Here is a 16,675-nt window from a genome sequence, read left to right as displayed (position 1 = left end):
AATGCTATTTGTGATCATGCTGTTGCAGATACCTTTTCAAATATGGAGTAACGACAGCGATCTAAATATCGTCTACCATGACTTTGCCCCCTTTAGCTATCAAGACAATCAAGGTCAGGCACAAGGAATATTAGTCGAGCTTACCCAAGCGATCTGTCAGCAATGGCCGGGGCAATGTGACATCTCGATTCGCCCCTATCGCCGGGCTATTCACCTGTTTGCCAACGGCGAGGCTAAAGGGATCTTCCTCGGCTGGAATCGAGAGCGGGCCGAGACCATGTGGTTCTCCCTACCTCTGGTACAGACAGAGTACGGTTTCTACACCCTAAAGGATTTTCCGCTTACTGAGTTAAACCAGCTGGCTGGCAAGATAATCGGCGTCTATGGCCCCTCCAACACTTATAGCTCACTCATGCTGCAACAAGACAAGATCAAACGCCTGTCGCTGCCGCCCCTCCTCACCGACATCTATCCCCAAGGAGACGACCTGCCGATGCGCATGCTCCAAAAACGTCGATTTGACGCCTACTATGTCAACAAGGATGTGGGCCGTTTCTACGCCAGGCAGATAGGCTTAAGCGAATTGCATTATCTCAGCGCCGACAGGGAAATATTATACTGCGTCGCCTTCAACAAGGCCGTCACCGACAGCGAAACGGTACGCCAGTTTAATCATCTGTTTGTTAAACTCTTGCAGCAGGGTCGCTTAGATAAGATCTACCAGAAATATGAGATGCAACCGATACGGCTGCCAGAAGAGGACTTAGCCGCCAAGAGCATACCCTATTGAGACATGACGACACGATAGGCCATAAACAAAAAGCCCCACCCAAAAGTAAATGAGGACTATTAAGTAGATAAGATATCTATCTACAAAATTACAAGCAACCTCAGCACTAACATATAACGGCCCACATAAAAGCCACCACAACTTAACAAAACAAACCTTACCTTAATACTCGTAAGCAATATAAAACACAAACCTACCCTGCGCTTTTATTTAACCAAAATGAAAATAAGGTAAGGTAAGGATGAATTTCAAATATTTAAATACGCAAAATATATACACCATTGACACGCCTCACAAATAATAAACGCAGATCAATAAAAACACCGAAAGCACTTAATTTAAAATCCGCAAACTTATCAGGCAACAACACTTCAATAACAATACAGTTATAAACCAATATTCAGCAAAAACAAAAATAACCATTTAAAACATAAACATACGAGAGTGTAGAGAACCAAAAACAAGAATCAATATCATTCCCTATAAGTTTTTGATCACACTTCACGGTCAAAACAAGACTGCTTCCCCAAAACACAATTGAATTAATTTAACAAACAACTACAAATATATTTTTTCAGATAGCATGCCCCATCAAAACCACTTAGCTATTTAATTAGCCTCAACCTGAATAGTCGACATGATAAATATATATAAGCGATTAGTGATAACGGGGATAATTAGCCTGTTATTTACAACTGCACATGCGTCCCCTTGGAATAACCTCAATAGCCAAGAGCTAGAAAACAAATTAGTTAAAAAATTCGAGCAAGGTCAATACTCATCTAAGGGCGCAGATTCATGCCTTATGTGCCACCGCAAAAATGACACTGTGATGGCGTTATTTGATGGAACACACGGCCAAATTAATAACAAGCAATCACCAATGGCCGGACTGCAATGTGAAGCTTGCCATGGGCCGCAAGGTAACCATAACAAAGGCGGTAAAGAGCCAATGATTGCCTTTGGCAAAAACAGTAAGCTCGCCCCGCAAACTCAAAATACCGTCTGCCAAGGCTGCCACAATGATGCTAGCCAAATGGCATGGCACACCAGCACACATAACCTTGAAGAAATTGCTTGTAGTGATTGCCACACTATTCATGCAGCCAAAGACCCAGCCTTAGACAAGCTTTCAGTGAATGACACCTGCACCTCTTGTCACACCAAAGAAAAAGCAGATATGAATAAACGCTCATCTCATCCGATGAAATGGGATCAGATGACCTGTATTGACTGTCACTCACCCCACGGTTCTATGAACGAAAGTTCGCTGAACAAGCCCACGGTCAACGACACCTGCTATAGCTGCCATGCAGAAAAACGTGGCCCCTTCTTATGGGAACACGCACCAGTTACCGAGGACTGTAGCTCATGCCACAACCCACACGGCAGCGTGAATGACAACATGCTAGACAATCGTGCTCCTCAACTATGTCAGCAATGCCACGCACCTGACGGACATGCTTCTCGTGTCGTACCTGAAGCCGGAATGGATGCTTTTGGTGGCGGTAAAAGCTGTCTTAACTGTCATGGACAAATACATGGCTCTAACCACCCTGCTGGCAGCCAGTTGCAACGCTAATGGAGAGCAAAATGAAATCATTTAAACGCAATATGATCACCCTTGCCATAGCTGTTGCAACGACACCCGCGATGGCCGCCAACTTTGGTGTCGGCAATGCCAACACAGAGTCTGTCGACACTGAACGCTATGAATGTAAGCGCTGCACAAATACCTATGGTTATCAGGGTTCTGTCGGCGTAAGCGCAGGATATAACGACATAGCAGATATTCATGCAGGCAATAACTTAGGCACAGCAAAAGACGGTGGTGTGGCAGCGATTTCTAGTGATGTTCGTTATCAAAATGAGTCGGGTTACCAAACAAAGTTCCAGGCTCATCAACTCGGTATGGACAACGGTTTCGCCCACATCTCAGCAGGCAAAGCGGGCCAATATCAACTGACGTTAGACTATGACGCCATTAAAACTTATCGTGCTGGCGAAGTAGAAAGCACACTTTGGCACAACGAGGGAATGCTTACTCCTTCAGACAGTACCAACCTGTTTGATTTAGCATTACAACGGGAAAAATTTGGCTTAGGGTTTGAGTATGGGCAAGATTTTTATAACGTATTTGCCAACTACAGCCAAGGAAGCAAAAAAGGTACAAAATCAAGTAGTTTAGTATCACCTACGCCCATTAACTTTGGCTTACCCGTTGATGCGACCACCTCACAATTTGATGCGGGTATTAACTTCTCTGGCAAAAATTGGCTAACAGAGCTGAGCTACTACGGTAGCGTGTATGAAAACCACATCGACCACTTAAGCTTGCCTTATGCCTATGATGTTTTCTCAGCCACCCCTGATAACCAAGCGCATCAAGTGTCTTTATCTGGCCAATACCAAATAGGCCGAACCTTTATGAACGGCCGAATTGGGACAGGCCGAATGATTCAAGACGATAATCTGATCCAAGTGACGGGCAACCCATTACAAAATTGGGACGGTCAAGTTGATACCTTAGATGGTCATTACGCCATCACTTCAATGATCACCAATCGTTTACGTATTGGCGGCAGCTATGACTACTCTAAGCGCGACAATCAAAGCTCTACAGCAGAATTTATGCAGTACAACTTCGATAGTTTAAGTGGCACTTTTAGGCAGAATGTACCACAAGACTTCGAGCGTAATAGTTTCAAAGTTAACGCTAGCTACCGTATAGCCAGCGGTTATCGCCTACAAGCCGGGTACGACCGCAAAGAAGTTGAACGTAGTTTTAGCGACCGAGAACGCACCAATGATGACAGCCTATGGATGAAGTTTAATGTTCGCGCATTAGATAAGTTCAACATTAACATGAAGGCTGAACATGCCAATCGCAGCGGCTCTGAATATGAAGCCAGTGACCTAACTTCATCAGAAAACAATGCCTTGCTGCGAAAGTATTACTTAGCTGACCGCAGCCGTAATGCGTTAGAACTGCGCATGAACCACACACCTACCGACTGGTTAAGTGTGGATGTCACCACCCGCTATGCCAAAGATGATTATGACCATACTCAAATAGGTCTAACCTCTTCAGAAGATTATGGTTACGACGTCAATTTAAACATTGCCTTTAATCAACATCTTGATGGCTATGCCTTTGCTGGTCAGCAATGGATTAACTCAACACAAGCTGGCAGCCAGCAATTTGCCGCTGCAGATTGGTACGGTGATATTGAGGATGAGTTTATCAACCTAGGCGCTGGGCTAAGTTACGGCGGGTTAATGCAAGACAAGCTTACTCTAGGGCTAGATTACTTATTTAGTAACTCGGTGAGTAACACAGCTATTCGAGATTTCACTAACACTAATCCAAGCACAACTGATTTTGGCGACTATTACAGTTACAACCACAGCGCCAGCTTATATGCCAACTATGCCATTAATGACCAGATGGCATTCAAAGTTACTTACCGCTATGAACGCTATTTCGATACCGATGCAGCCAACGTAGGGGTAAATGATATCCCAGGGATGATCACCTTGGGCGATATCAACCACAACTATAACGCACACCAAGTGATGTTGTCGTTTACCTACGTATTGCGCTAAGCCGCATCGCGATGTTACGAGAGGATATATAAATGGAACGTAGAAGTTTTTTAAAGGCCAGCGCTGCACTTGGCTGTGCAGCCACTGTTACTGGCTGTAAAACCAGCTCTGATGAGCCCAATAAAGTACCACCAACACCGCCTGTAGAAGAGAACCAAACATGGTCAGCCTGCTTAGTGAATTGTGGTTCAAATTGCCCAATAAAAGTGTTCAGCCGGGATGGTGTCATTACTCGTGTAGAAGCTGATAACGAAACTACTGATGAATATGGTCATAACCACCAAATTCGTGCTTGTGCTCGCGGCCGCTCTTTAAAACAACGCACTTACGCTCCAGACCGCTTAAAAAGACCAATGAAACGCGTTGGCAAACGTGGGGAAGGTAAATTTGTACCTATCTCTTGGGACGAAGCCGCTTCAACTGTTGCCAGTGAACTAGCAAGAATTACTGAACAATATGGTAACCGTTCTATTTTAAAACTATATGGTTCTGGTGCTTATTATGGATTTGCAAGTTCAAACTGCTTTAATCGTTTATTAAACTTAAATGGCGGTTTTCTAAACATTTACGGTAACTATTCTTGGGCGCAGCAAATTGATGCGGCTTATGCAACCTGGGCCGGTTCTTCAACAAATGGTTCTTCAGTTGTTTGCTTAGAAGACAGTGATTTATTTATTGGTATTGGCTACAACCCAAGCGAAATGCGCCAATCAGGCTCAGGAGAAGGCTACGACTTTTTACAAGCTTTAAAAAATAATCCCAGCCTTGAAGTGATTATGATTGATCCTCGCTATACCGACTCTATGGCGGGCAAAGAAGATAAATGGCTACCGATTCGCCCAGGAACAGATGCGGTATTAGCTGAAGCCATTGCATATGAGATGATCAACTCAGGATGGGTTGAACAAAACTCAAAAGCATTTTTAGATAAATATTGTGTTGGGTATGACAAGGCTTCATTAGAACAAGCTAAAGCTGATCTGGAAATATCTAATGATTCAGATAAAAGAAGTTATGCCCAATTTATTGATATTGAAGAAAACTATCATGATTATATTTTAGGTGTTGGCAAATTTACTGAAGCCAAAACTCCTGAATGGGCTGCTAAGATTTGTGGTATTTCAGCAAGTAACATTAAACAAATTGCCGACAAAATAATGAATGCCTCAGCCCCATTTATCACCATTGGCGCAGGTGTAAACCGTCACGCTAATGGCGAACAAGCCATGCGTTCATGCTACATGTTGCCATTATTAACAGGCAAATTAGGTAAAGCTGGTGTCAGTAATGGGGCCTTGCCTGTACAAGGTGGAATGAGTAAAGCGGGATTGGGCGGGTTATCTAATCCAATCAAAGAGTCTATTTCCTTTTACACCTTCTCAGATGCCATTATTCGTGGGCATGAAATGACCGGCAGAAAAGATGGCGTAAGAGGCACAGAGGACTTAGACACACCATTAGGACATGATGTAAAAGCTATCTTCGCTGCGAATTCAAATGCCCTAATTAATCAACATTCTGACTCAAACGGTACCCATGAAATTTTGCAGCTTGAGGAGTCAGAAGGTGGCTGTGGGCTTATCGTCGTTAGCGACTGCTGGATGACACCTTCGGCCAGATACGCCGATATTCTATTACCTGATACCACATGGTTAGAGTCAAACGACTTAATTGATAACAGCTATGCTACGGGCCTCATGGGCTATTTAGTCGCTATGAAAGCCGCCGTAGACCCGCTATGGGATTGCAAGTCAATGTATGACATGTGCGGCTTAATTGCTCAAAAAATGGGGGTTTATGCTCAATATTCAGAAGGCAAAGATGAAGCCGCATGGCTAAATCAGCTTTATGCTGAAACACTAACAAAGCCAACAAGTGCTGCCGCTATCCCAGCGCTTCCTTTATCTTATGAAGAAGCGCAAAAAATTGGTGTATTCCGTTCATTCAATGGCACTAAACGATTAGCACTAGACAGCTACATTAATGGTGGCCAACCCTTAAGAACACCATCAGGCAAACTTGAAATTTACTCGCTTGATTTTGCCCAAAAAGCAGCAGAATGGGAGTTTAATAGTGAAGTTAAAGGTGACTCCATTACCGCCTTGCCTAAATACCAAGCGACATGGGAGGGTTACGAAGATGAAGAAACCCTAGAAGATTATCCTCTTCAGCTTATAGGCTATCACACCAAAGGACGCACTCACTCCAGTTACCACAATGTTCCTTGGCTGCGTGAAGCCGTTGAGGATGCGGTATGGATGAACCCTCAAGATGCCCATGCCCGAGGCTTAGAGCAAGGTGTTACAGTCCATGTTTGGAGCCAACGAGGCACAATTGAACTTCCAGTAAGAATTACTCCTAGGATTGCGCCTGGTGTAGCCGCACTTGGGCAAGGCGCTTGGTATCAACCAGATCCTTCGGGCCGAGTCGGTCCATCAGGGCATGTTATTGATATTGGTGGTTGTATTAATACGTTAACTCGTTACCAACCCAGCCCTTCGGCTAAAGGTAACCCACAACATACAAACCGCGTACAAATTGCTAGAGCTTGATGGAGTAAAAAACAATGACTGAACAAACTCAATATGGTTTTTATTTAGATACCACCAAGTGTACGGGTTGTAAGGCTTGCCATGTATCTTGTAAAGATAGACAAGGCGATATTATTCGAACAACAACCTCACCAGAGCAAGGGATTCCAGCCTTAACAGGGGTCAATTGGCGTCGTGTATATGAATATGGTGGCGGTAGTTGGTCAACAAACGCTGATGGCAGTTTTGAACAGAATGTATTTACTTACTACGCTTCAATTAGTTGTAATCATTGTAGCGAACCTGTCTGTGTAAAAGCATGTCCTACTGGAGCAATGCATAAACGACGTGAAGACGGCCTTGTACATGTCGCAACGGAACTTTGTATCGGCTGTAGTAGTTGCGCCAAAGCCTGCCCATACGATGCGCCACAGCTTGATACAGAGCGCAAAGTTATGACGAAGTGCGATGGCTGCTATGACCGTTTAGCGGAAGGTAAACAACCTATTTGTGTTGGTTCATGCCCTTTACGAGCATTAGATTTTGATACCATGGAAAATCTCAAAGCCAAATACGGTAATAGTGATGGCCATGTTGCACCATTACCTCCAGAAAGTATCACATCCCCCAATTTGATCATTAAAGCGAATAAGCACGGTGGTCGCCAAGGTGAAATTTTGAATTTCGCTGAAGTATAAATGTTGTTGGCGCCCGAACAGGGCGCCATTAACTTCATAGGATATTTCCATGACAACCTTTAAATCAACGAATGAGTTACGTGAGCTACAAGCCATATCCAGGGTTTTACATCACAGTTTCATTGATTACCCAACTAAAGACACTATCACATTTTTTATTGAAAATGATATTGCTCAAAGCTGGCCTACATTTACACATTCAACCCAGAATAAGCAAGGTAAACAACTACTAACAGAATATATCTCGCAGTGGGATGATACAAAGCTGATTGAACTCAAGCTAGATTATGGTCAATTGTTTTTTGGGCCAGGTGAGCCCAAAGCCATGCCATGGGGCTCAGTATATTTGGGGGAACAAGGAATAATTAATGACGACTCTACAATTCAATTAATGAATTTTTATCAGAAAATTCAAGTTAGTTTTAACGTAAAAGATAATCAACCAGTAGATCATATTGCACTGTTTTATGCTGTCATTGATCAACTGATAGAACAAATGCTTGATGGCGACAATAAAAATGCCAATGAAGCTAAAGACGCGCTATTTGTCATTTTACAACATCATTTACTACCTTGGTCAAATCGCTGTTTAACATTAGCTGAATCCAATGCATGTACCAATTTCTATAAAGGACTAGCATTACTCGCGCAGGATTTTGAAACTCAGTTAAGCCAGATATTAAATATTGTGCCAATACAAACCCGCTTATTTCGCTAATCAAAAGAGAAACAACATGGGAGTGATACGCTCAATACAGCATCAGTGGGAAAAAGCAGAGTTTTCCCACCAGCTACAGAGGTTTCTTCAACAAGAAGAGACAATTACAGAGCTGTTTGTTGGCGCGACCAGTTATAACACTGTATGTAACTTAATTGCTGCTATGTGCGAGCTTCCCTCTAAGCCAGAAGATGACTCATACTCGCTCAGCCTTGAGCAAGTATTCGATTGCTTATATCAATGTTTTACCCTGCTTTTTGTTAAAGAGGTTGAACATCAATCACTCTCACAAGCAGAGCAATTAATTCTTTCAATTTCTAAAGCCCTAGCCAATAAGATCCATGCTAAAGAAGAAACTGAATCACAGGTAAGCAAGGAAGCCAAAACAAAAGCCCAACTAATAATCAATGCGATGCATCAGCTTGAAAAACAGCGACAAAATCAAAAAAAGCAGACAAGGAATATGGGGAATATGGGGAATATGTGCTAATGCAGCCAACACTCTTAAAATATTGAAATGAAATTAACCGCATACAGATGTAAAAATAAAAAGCCTCACATCGCTGTGAGGCTTTTTATCTAAAGAGGTTGAGTTGGCCGATAAGCCGGGTCCTGTCGTGGACAGTTATTCATCTAGGCCTGCAATCGCTCACAGGCTCAAGCGACCTACCCGGTTCCAACGCGAGCCACGCCATACGGAACCCTATTTGGTCTTGCTTCGGGTAGAGTTTACCTTGCTACGGACTGTTACCAGCCGCACGGTGCGCTCTTACCGCACCCTTTCACCCTTACCAATCCTAAGATTGGCGGTCTTCTCTCTGCTGCACTTGTCGTCGGTTCACACCGCCCAGGCGTTACCTGGTACCCTGCTCTTTGAAGCCCGGACTTTCCTCCCCGTTCTTGCGAACGCAGCAACTGTCTGGCCAACTCGGCGCGGATTATAGCCTAATGCCGTGCGGCGCACCACCTTATATTGCCGCAAGCCAAGCGGCGACCAAGATAGCTAAGGATTAGAGATCCAGCTCAAGACCCAACTTATACAGGGCATTCTTCTTTAATCCATGGATCTGCGCCGCAAGTGCCGATGCCTTCTTAAGCGGCAGCTCCTGACTCAAGAGCTTAAGTGTCTCAAGAGCTTGGGCAGGCACGCCAGCATCCTCATCGGTTCGGTAGCCATGACACATGAGTACAATTTCGCCTTTTTGCTGATTGGCATCGGCAATCACTGTCGCCAGCACTTCGGCTGCGGGGCCAGAGAGGAAGGTCTCGAAAGTCTTGGTGACTTCTCGGGCCATCACTACCTGACGATCTTCACCCAGCGTCGCGACGATAGAGGTCAAGCTGTGGACGATGCGATGCGGCGACTCGTAGAAAATCAACGTGCGGGGATCTTCTTTTAGCTCGGTCAATTTATCGATGCGTCCCTTCTCTTTAGCGGGCAGAAAGCCTTCAAAAGAGAAACGGTCTGAGGGCAAACCCGAGGCGCTCAGCGCTGTGATGGCCGCGCAGGGACCCGGCAAGGGAACGACGTTAAAACCCGCCTCTCGTACCTGAGACACCAGATGATAACCTGGGTCGGAGATCAGCGGCGTACCCGCATCCGAGATCAAGGCGACCGATTCACCATTAGCCAGCTTTTGAATGATCCCCTGAGCCCTATCGCGCTCGTTATGATCATGCAGCGCCGTTTTACGAGTCTCGATCCCGAAATGGCTCAATAACTTACCGCTATGACGTGTGTCCTCGCAGGCGATAAGGGAAACCTGTTTTAAAACCTCTAAGGCGCGGCTGCTGATGTCTCCAAGATTACCAATTGGAGTAGGAACTATGTAAAGTGCGACCGACAGGTCCATATCTACCTCTGTAATGATTGTCACAAGACTTTCGTCAGGCGTAAGAGAAGGTTAAACTACAGCCAGCATCTTACCAGAGTGAAGTCCTGTGTTAAAAAGACTGAATACAACTAAATTTATCTCCGCCGCTGTGTTGGCCACTGTATTATTCGGTTGTGCCACATCACCAGCGCCCAAAAAAGCACCCAGCACCCAAGTCTCTTTGGTGAATGTCACCCTAAGCCCGGCGCAATACCTGAGCGACGCCAGCCAGGCCTCGACACCTGAACAGAAAAACCGTTTGATGCTGCTGGCGGCTCACGCCTTTATTAATCAGGGTGATACAAACAATGCAAGCAAAACCCTGACCGCCATTAAGCCGAATCTGGGTAGCAAGCCCGAGATATTGGCCGAACACAAATACTTAACCGCCAGAGTGCTGGAGTTAACCTCCACCTATGATGATGCCTTAGCACAACTCGATTACCCGAGCCAGTGGCGACTCGCCAACTGGCAGATGGTCTCTTACCATCAACTAAAAGCGCGCCTCTATCAATATACCAAGCAACCGATAGAGCAAGCGAAAGAGCTCAGCCTGCTGAGCGCTTATCTGCCGAGTGCCGAGGCGAATCAGGTCAACGATGACATTTGGCGCATTTTGCAGCCCCTGCATGAACAGACACTACTGGCCTTCAGCCAAGATAACAGCAACCCAGTGTTTACCGGGTGGTTGCAGCTGGCCTATATCGCTAAACATTATGCCATAGACCCCCAGCTATTAGTGCAGCAATTGGGTAACTGGCAACAGGATAACCCTGGTCACCCTGGTGCCAAGAAACTACCGACGGATCTGGAGCGCGCGTTAAATACCAAGCCATACAAACCTAAGAATATTGCTGTGCTGCTGCCACTTACCGGGCCAAGGGCAGCCATTGCCGATACGGTCAAGCAGGGGATCATCTCTAGCTATCTGACCAATCCAGACGATACAGTATCGGTCAACTTTTTCGATTCAGCCCAGGGCGCAGAAGTCGCTCAGCAGCAAGCGATAGCCGCCGGCGCCGACTTCATCATAGGCCCCTTACTGCAATCTGAGGTCGAAACGCTATTAAAAGCTGAGGCAGCCGCGAGCCAGTCGGCCGATGGGGCCGCGCAGCCAACGCTACAACAGGTTAAGGTGCCACAGCTGTTTCTCAATCATGTGGACGATGTTGTCGCCACCAATGACCAGTTCTTCTTTGCGCTATCTCCTACAGATGAAGCCCTAGATGCCGCGCAGAAACTCTATAATGACGGTGTCGAAAAGCCACTGCTGCTTGCCAGTAACGACAGCGTTGGTCGTCGCATGGCCGAGGCCTTCAACACTAAGTGGCAGGCACTCACTCAGGAAGAGGCCGAGATTCACTATTACGATCGCGGCGATCAGATGAAGGTGACGGTGCAGAAGTCGCTGGGCGTTATCGACAGTAAAGAGCGGATCGCCCGTATCAAGGCTCTGCTGGGCAATAAGATAGAGGCCGACTTTAGATCTCGCCGTGATATCGATGCCATCTATATGATCGCCAGCAGCCAGGATTTGCAGCTACTCAAGCCTTTTATCGACGTGAACTTCAGTGTATTTGCCGAGCCAGTACCACTGTACACCACCAGCCGCAGCCGTTTAGAGAGCCAATCGCGCGCCGCCGCTCAGGAGCTGAACAACCTGACCATCAGTGATATTCCCTGGCTTATCGAGACTAACGCCGAAACTGCCGAGGTCGCTCGTCTATGGCCAAGCTGGGGCAATAGCCAGAAGCGCCTCTATGTGATGGGATTCGATGCCCTGCAACTGGTGAGTAAGCTGGCGCAGATGCGTGCTCTACCGGGTTATCAGTATTCGGGTCGCAGCGGCCTGCTCTCTGTCCTGCCCGATGGTACAATCAACCGTCAGCTAAGTTGGGGCCGTTACCAAAGAGGCAATTTGAAGCCCCTATGACGGATGCAGAGCACCTCACCAGAGGCCAGCAGGCAGAAGACAACGCCCTGGCCTATTTGGAACAACAGGGGCTCACGCTGGTCGAACGTAACGTACGCTACCCATTTGGTGAAATAGACCTCATAATGCGCGAAGGTCAAAAATGGATTTTTATTGAGGTAAAATACCGCCAATCGAAACAATTTGGCGGAGCAATACAGGCAGTCAGCCGAGGCAAAATAGCCAGGCTTAACCGCGCGGCGAGCCATTATATGCAACTCAAACAGATAGATGCCCAGTGCCGCTTCGATCTCGTGGCCATAGATGGCAATGACATTCAGTGGATCACCAATGCATTTTAGTGATCGATAGCCGCCACAACGCAAGTAAAGGCTTGTTAAACAGATTTATTTTTGAAGGATAATTCCATGTTAGAACGTATTAAAGATAGCTTTACCCATTCTATCCAAACCAAGATCGATGCAGCAGAAGCCCTGCCTGAATCAATCGAAAAAGCAGCCGAGATGATGGTGCAATGCCTACTGGGCGGCAACAAGATCTTGGCCTGTGGTAATGGTGGTAGTGCTGGCGATGCACAACACTTTTCGGCCGAGCTGCTAAACCGCTATGAGATAGAGCGCCCGCCACTGCCGGCTATCGCACTAACAACGGACACTTCGACCATCACCGCTATTGGTAACGACTATAGCTACGACGAGATCTTCTCTAAGCAGATTTTAGCCCTGGGACAACCTGGCGATATTCTGCTGGCGATATCCACCAGTGGTAACTCTGGTAACGTTATCAAAGCGATGGAAGCGGCGCTGAGCCGTGATATGACCATAGTTGCCCTCACGGGTAAAGACGGTGGCGCCATGGCCGGTTTGATGGGCGTGAACGATGTCGAGGTACGCGTGCCTTCAAACGTTACAGCGCGTATTCAGGAAGTGCATCTCTTAGTGATCCACTGCCTATGCGACAACATCGACCGTACTCTATTCCCACAGGACGATCAGGCATGAGAGCTCTGCTCCCAACCCTAGCTGTTCTCTTGATGTTACAAGGCTGCGCCGGGGCCATTATGGTCGGCGCAGTGGGCGGGGCCATGATGGTCAATGATGAACGCAGCTTCTCGACTCAGCTGGATGACACCAACGCCGACTTTAAAATCGCCAGTGCTTTGGCGGCCCACGAAGATATTAAGAATCAAACTAATATCACCGGGGTCGCGATGAATGGCAATGTGCTCATGATAGGCCAGGCCCCCAGCTCCATGCTGCGGGACAAGGCGGTCAACACTGTTCAGAAACTGAATCTGGGCGGCAAGATCCACAATCAGATCCGCATCGGCAATCCAACCTCCTTCACCACTCGAAGCAACGACACCTGGATCACTACCAAGGTGAAGACACGGATGCTCAACGACAAAGAGTTAGATGTTACTCGCATTAAGGTGATCACCGAAAACGGCGAGGTCTTCCTCTTGGGAGTCGTTAGCCGAGATCAGGCCGCTCTGGCGGTAGATATCGCCCGCAACACGGCCGGGGTGCGAAAAGTGATTAAGGTCTTTGATACACCTAGCAGTTAACCTGCTAGGTCTGCTCGCGCACCACTTCAAGCCCTCTGAATTTTCGCCACCTTCTACTCAGGCTCGGCAATATTAAGGTAGGCAGTACGATCAGGGCGGCACCTAGCCAGCCCATGGGATCTAGCCACTCATCAAACCATAGCCAACCAAACAAGACACAGAACAGCAGACCACTGTATTCGGCAACCGCGATTTCACCCGCCTGAGCCTTACGATAGGCCAATACGCTAAAAAGTTGGTAAGCCAATAAAAAACTGTTGCTTAGCAGAGCTATTCCTAACACTGGCCAACTAAACCCCACAAATCCCTGCCAAGCAACAAACATGAGCACCAAAGGCAAACTCAAGAGGTTATAGCTGATCACTGTGACGCTGGCTGCTTCGCTGCTGGGCAGCCACCTTAGCATTAACTGGTTAGCGGCAAAGACGATGGCCGACACCAAAACGGCCAGCGCCGCCAGATTCATCTCGCTCGGGCGCAAGATAACCAAAATACCGATGAAGCCCAACACAGTGGCTAAGATCTGATGACCACTGAGCCGCTCTTTGAGGAATAACATTCCCATGACGATGATCATTAAGGGCGCCGAATAAAACAGCGAGCTAACGGTCGCCAGCGGCAAAGAGAGCAGCCCGAGGATCAACAGCAGTCCACCAACGGCGCCACTATTGGCCCGCATCATATGCAGTTTCAAAAAAGCCGTTCTCGGCCGCCCGGCATAAAACCATAGCGGCAGCATCATCAAGATTGCCGTCACTTGACGCAGCAAGAGAAACATCGCCGCATCACTCTGGGCTGGCAGCCACTTGATCGACACATCATAAAGAGCAGTGAATACATTACCTAGCAACAAGAGCCCTAGGCCCAACATCAAATTGCGCTGCATTGCAGGCTCCATCATCAAGACTTATCTGGCAGCATGATAACGAGCAAGATACTGTAGCTAAAATGATGATTTCTTATCTTAGATGAATTAAATTCATACTTAGAGAGAACCAATAGAGACCTGAAATGAGAAAGATCCCACCACTGAGAGCGCTGCAGGTGTTCGAGGCCGCGGCGCGCCTACAGCACTTTTCCCGTGCCGCGCAGGAGCTGTGTATTACCCAGAGCGCGGTGTCTCATCAGGTTCGTCTGTTGGAAGAACACTTTTCATTGTCTCTGTTTAAACGCGAGGGGCGTAGTCTACGACTCACCGACAAGGGTGAGCAGCTCTACCAGGAAACCGCGCGAATTTTTAACGAATTGGCAGAGCTGAATCAAACCCTGCTGGGTGAGAAACCCGAGGCGCTGCGGCTGGCGGTCTACAGCTCTTTTGCGGTGAAGTGGTTGATCCCCAGACTCAGCGAGTTTCGCCGTCTATATCCGGGCATTCAGGTGCGGCTGGATATGATCACCGAAGACCCTGTCTTGTCCCACAGCAGTGCCGATATGTTTATCACGGGCCAGCAAGATCAGAAGGGCTACTGGCAGCAACTACTGCACGCCGAGCGCTTGATCCCTGTCTGCAGTCCTGAATTGATCGGCAGCGGTGACAAGCTGGATCTCGACTGGTTAATGAAACAGCAGTTACTGACTGTCGACGAGGGGCCACTTGGCTTGGATTGGCAGCGTTGGTTTGAACATAACCAACTCGCAGATCCTGAGGAGAGCCAACAACAGCTCTTTAGTCATGTACTAATGGCAATTGAGGCGGCTATCGCTGGTCAAGGTGTAGCCTTGGCATCTGACTTCATGGTACTGGATGATATCGCCAAACAGCGCCTGGTAGCCCTGCCCTTTGCCAGCATAGATACCGGCTTTGAGTTCAATTTTCTCTGTAAACAGCGGCGTCTCCAGGAACCCGCCATCGCTGCCTTTGTGAACTGGCTAACCCAGCAGCACGAGTAAATACTTCACCACGGATATCAGGTAAGCATAAAAAAAGCCGGCTAATGCCGGCTTTTCAATCTGTTAGATTAGAGCAGGAGACCTATCTTTTCGTAGACCTTCTTCAGGGTGACTTCGGCGCGGGCCTGGGCCTTTTCTGCGCCTTCATGCATCACCTGATTAAGGAAGCTCTGATCGGCTCTGTATTCCTTGAAACGCTCTTGCAGCGGCTCAAGCATACCCACAACCGCCTCACCAGCAGCGACCTTTAGATGACCGTACATCTTACCTTCGAACTCAGCCTCCAAACTTGCAATGCTCTGGCCTGTGACGCCCGACATCAGGCTCAGCAGGTTAGAAACCCCTGGCTTGTTCTCGACATCGAAACGCACCACAGGCGGCTCGTCGCTATCTGTCATCGCCTTCTTCAGCTTCTTCATCACCGCCTTTGGATCTTCCAGCAGGCCAATCACATTGTTACGGTTGTCGTCAGACTTAGACATCTTCTTCAGAGGATCCTGCAGCGACATCACCTTGGCACCCAGCTCAGGAATAAATGGCTCAGGAATGGTAAAGGTTTCGCCATAGGCATTATTGAAGCGAGTCGCAATATCACGCGTCAGTTCAAGGTGTTGCTTCTGATCTTGACCCACAGGGATCTCATTAGCCTGGTACAGCAGGATATCCGCCGCCATCAATACCGGATAGCCAAACAGGCCGACGTTGATATTGTTAGCATGCTTTTGTGACTTATCCTTAAACTGGGTCATGCGGCTTAGCTCACCCATCTGGGTATAGCAGTTCAGCGCCCAGCCCAGCTGAGTGTGCTGAGGCACCTGAGACTGGATAAACACAGTGCTCTTCTTAGGATCGACACCACAGGCCAGGTATAAGGCCAGAGTATCCAAGCAGGCATCACGCAGTTTCTGCGGATCTTGACGTACAGTAATGGCATGCAGATCGACCACACAATATAGGCAATCATGACTATCTTGCATCGCAACCCACTGACGTAGTGCACCCATGTAATTACCAATGGTCAATTCACCTGACGGTTGGGCACCGCTAAGCACAATAGGTTTAGTCATA

The 16,675-nt window shown here is 47.3% G+C and carries 15 protein-coding genes and 1 other RNA gene; 12 read left to right on the top strand and 4 right to left on the bottom strand.

The window, feature by feature from the left end:
* Window position 1 precedes the first annotated feature (1 nt).
* From CFF01_RS01190 to CFF01_RS01160, 7 genes are all read left to right on the top strand, one after another.
* Entirely contained in the window at window positions 2–790 is a 789-nt protein-coding gene (locus tag CFF01_RS01190) for a substrate-binding periplasmic protein (protein WP_157704914.1), read from the top strand.
* Between the two features lie 637 nt (window positions 791–1,427).
* A complete protein-coding gene (locus CFF01_RS01185; protein ID WP_088903569.1) occupies window positions 1,428–2,372 on the top strand; it encodes a DmsE family decaheme c-type cytochrome in 945 nt (314 codons plus the stop codon).
* A gap of 11 nt (window positions 2,373–2,383) precedes the next feature.
* Window positions 2,384–4,396, top strand: coding sequence for an MtrB/PioB family decaheme-associated outer membrane protein (locus tag CFF01_RS01180; protein WP_232479483.1), 2,013 nt, complete (start codon window positions 2,384–2,386; stop codon window positions 4,394–4,396).
* 32 nt (window positions 4,397–4,428) lie between these two features.
* The gene (locus CFF01_RS01175) at window positions 4,429–6,948 is read left to right on the top strand and encodes a DMSO/selenate family reductase complex A subunit (protein ID WP_088903567.1); all 2,520 of its coding nucleotides are present in this window, start codon (window positions 4,429–4,431) and stop codon (window positions 6,946–6,948) included.
* A gap of 14 nt (window positions 6,949–6,962) precedes the next feature.
* Entirely contained in the window at window positions 6,963–7,625 is a 663-nt protein-coding gene (locus tag CFF01_RS01170; protein ID WP_088903566.1) for a DMSO/selenate family reductase complex B subunit, read from the top strand.
* A gap of 49 nt (window positions 7,626–7,674) precedes the next feature.
* Window positions 7,675–8,343 (top strand): TorD/DmsD family molecular chaperone, encoded by a 669-nt coding sequence (locus CFF01_RS01165; RefSeq protein ID WP_088903565.1) that lies wholly within the window; start codon window positions 7,675–7,677, stop codon window positions 8,341–8,343.
* Between the two features lie 16 nt (window positions 8,344–8,359).
* Window positions 8,360–8,833, top strand: a complete 474-nt coding sequence (locus tag CFF01_RS01160; RefSeq protein WP_088903564.1) for a hypothetical protein — start codon at window positions 8,360–8,362, stop codon at window positions 8,831–8,833.
* A gap of 95 nt (window positions 8,834–8,928) precedes the next feature.
* Here the strand turns inward: CFF01_RS01160 and rnpB are convergent.
* Both rnpB and rsmI read right to left on the bottom strand, forming a co-directional pair.
* Window positions 8,929–9,274, bottom strand: an RNA gene (rnpB, locus tag CFF01_RS01155) — RNase P RNA component class A.
* 79 nt (window positions 9,275–9,353) lie between these two features.
* Entirely contained in the window at window positions 9,354–10,196 is an 843-nt protein-coding gene (gene rsmI / locus CFF01_RS01150) for a 16S rRNA (cytidine(1402)-2'-O)-methyltransferase (protein ID WP_088903563.1), read from the bottom strand.
* An 88-nt stretch (window positions 10,197–10,284) separates the two neighbouring features.
* Here rsmI and CFF01_RS01145 point away from each other — a divergent pair, with 88 nt between their 5' ends.
* From CFF01_RS01145 to CFF01_RS01130, 4 genes are all read left to right on the top strand, one after another.
* Window positions 10,285–12,150, top strand: coding sequence for a penicillin-binding protein activator (locus CFF01_RS01145; RefSeq protein ID WP_088903562.1), 1,866 nt, complete (start codon window positions 10,285–10,287; stop codon window positions 12,148–12,150).
* Window positions 12,147–12,491 carry a YraN family protein gene (locus tag CFF01_RS01140; RefSeq protein WP_088903561.1) on the top strand — a complete coding sequence of 115 codons (345 nt, stop codon included), beginning with the start codon at window positions 12,147–12,149 and terminating at the stop codon, window positions 12,489–12,491. The genes CFF01_RS01145 and CFF01_RS01140 overlap by 4 nt, the downstream gene beginning before the upstream one ends.
* Before the next feature lie 66 nt (window positions 12,492–12,557).
* Window positions 12,558–13,151, top strand: coding sequence for a phosphoheptose isomerase (locus CFF01_RS01135; protein ID WP_033540410.1), 594 nt, complete (start codon window positions 12,558–12,560; stop codon window positions 13,149–13,151).
* Window positions 13,148–13,717, top strand: coding sequence for a BON domain-containing protein (locus tag CFF01_RS01130; protein WP_033540411.1), 570 nt, complete (start codon window positions 13,148–13,150; stop codon window positions 13,715–13,717). Before CFF01_RS01135 ends, CFF01_RS01130 begins: the two co-directional genes overlap by 4 nt.
* A 4-nt stretch (window positions 13,718–13,721) precedes the next feature.
* On the opposite strand, the gene CFF01_RS01125 is transcribed toward CFF01_RS01130, so the two are convergent.
* Window positions 13,722–14,603, bottom strand: coding sequence for a DMT family transporter (locus tag CFF01_RS01125; protein ID WP_088903560.1), 882 nt, complete (start codon window positions 14,601–14,603; stop codon window positions 13,722–13,724).
* 125 nt (window positions 14,604–14,728) lie between these two features.
* On the opposite strand from CFF01_RS01125, the gene CFF01_RS01120 reads away from it, so the two are divergent.
* The gene (locus tag CFF01_RS01120; protein ID WP_033540413.1) at window positions 14,729–15,607 is read left to right on the top strand and encodes a LysR substrate-binding domain-containing protein; all 879 of its coding nucleotides are present in this window, start codon (window positions 14,729–14,731) and stop codon (window positions 15,605–15,607) included.
* Between the two features lie 68 nt (window positions 15,608–15,675).
* Here the strand turns inward: CFF01_RS01120 and trpS are convergent, their stop codons facing one another.
* Window positions 15,676–16,674 (bottom strand): tryptophan--tRNA ligase, encoded by a 999-nt coding sequence (gene trpS, locus CFF01_RS01115; protein ID WP_011864028.1) that lies wholly within the window; start codon window positions 16,672–16,674, stop codon window positions 15,676–15,678.
* Window position 16,675: the final 1 nt, after the last annotated feature.

The organism is Shewanella marisflavi (assembly GCF_002215585.1).
Taxonomy (GTDB): Bacteria; Pseudomonadota; Gammaproteobacteria; order Enterobacterales; family Shewanellaceae; genus Shewanella; species Shewanella marisflavi.
Note: the sequence above shows the minus strand (reverse complement) of the source record. Positions and strands in the feature narration are given on the sequence as shown.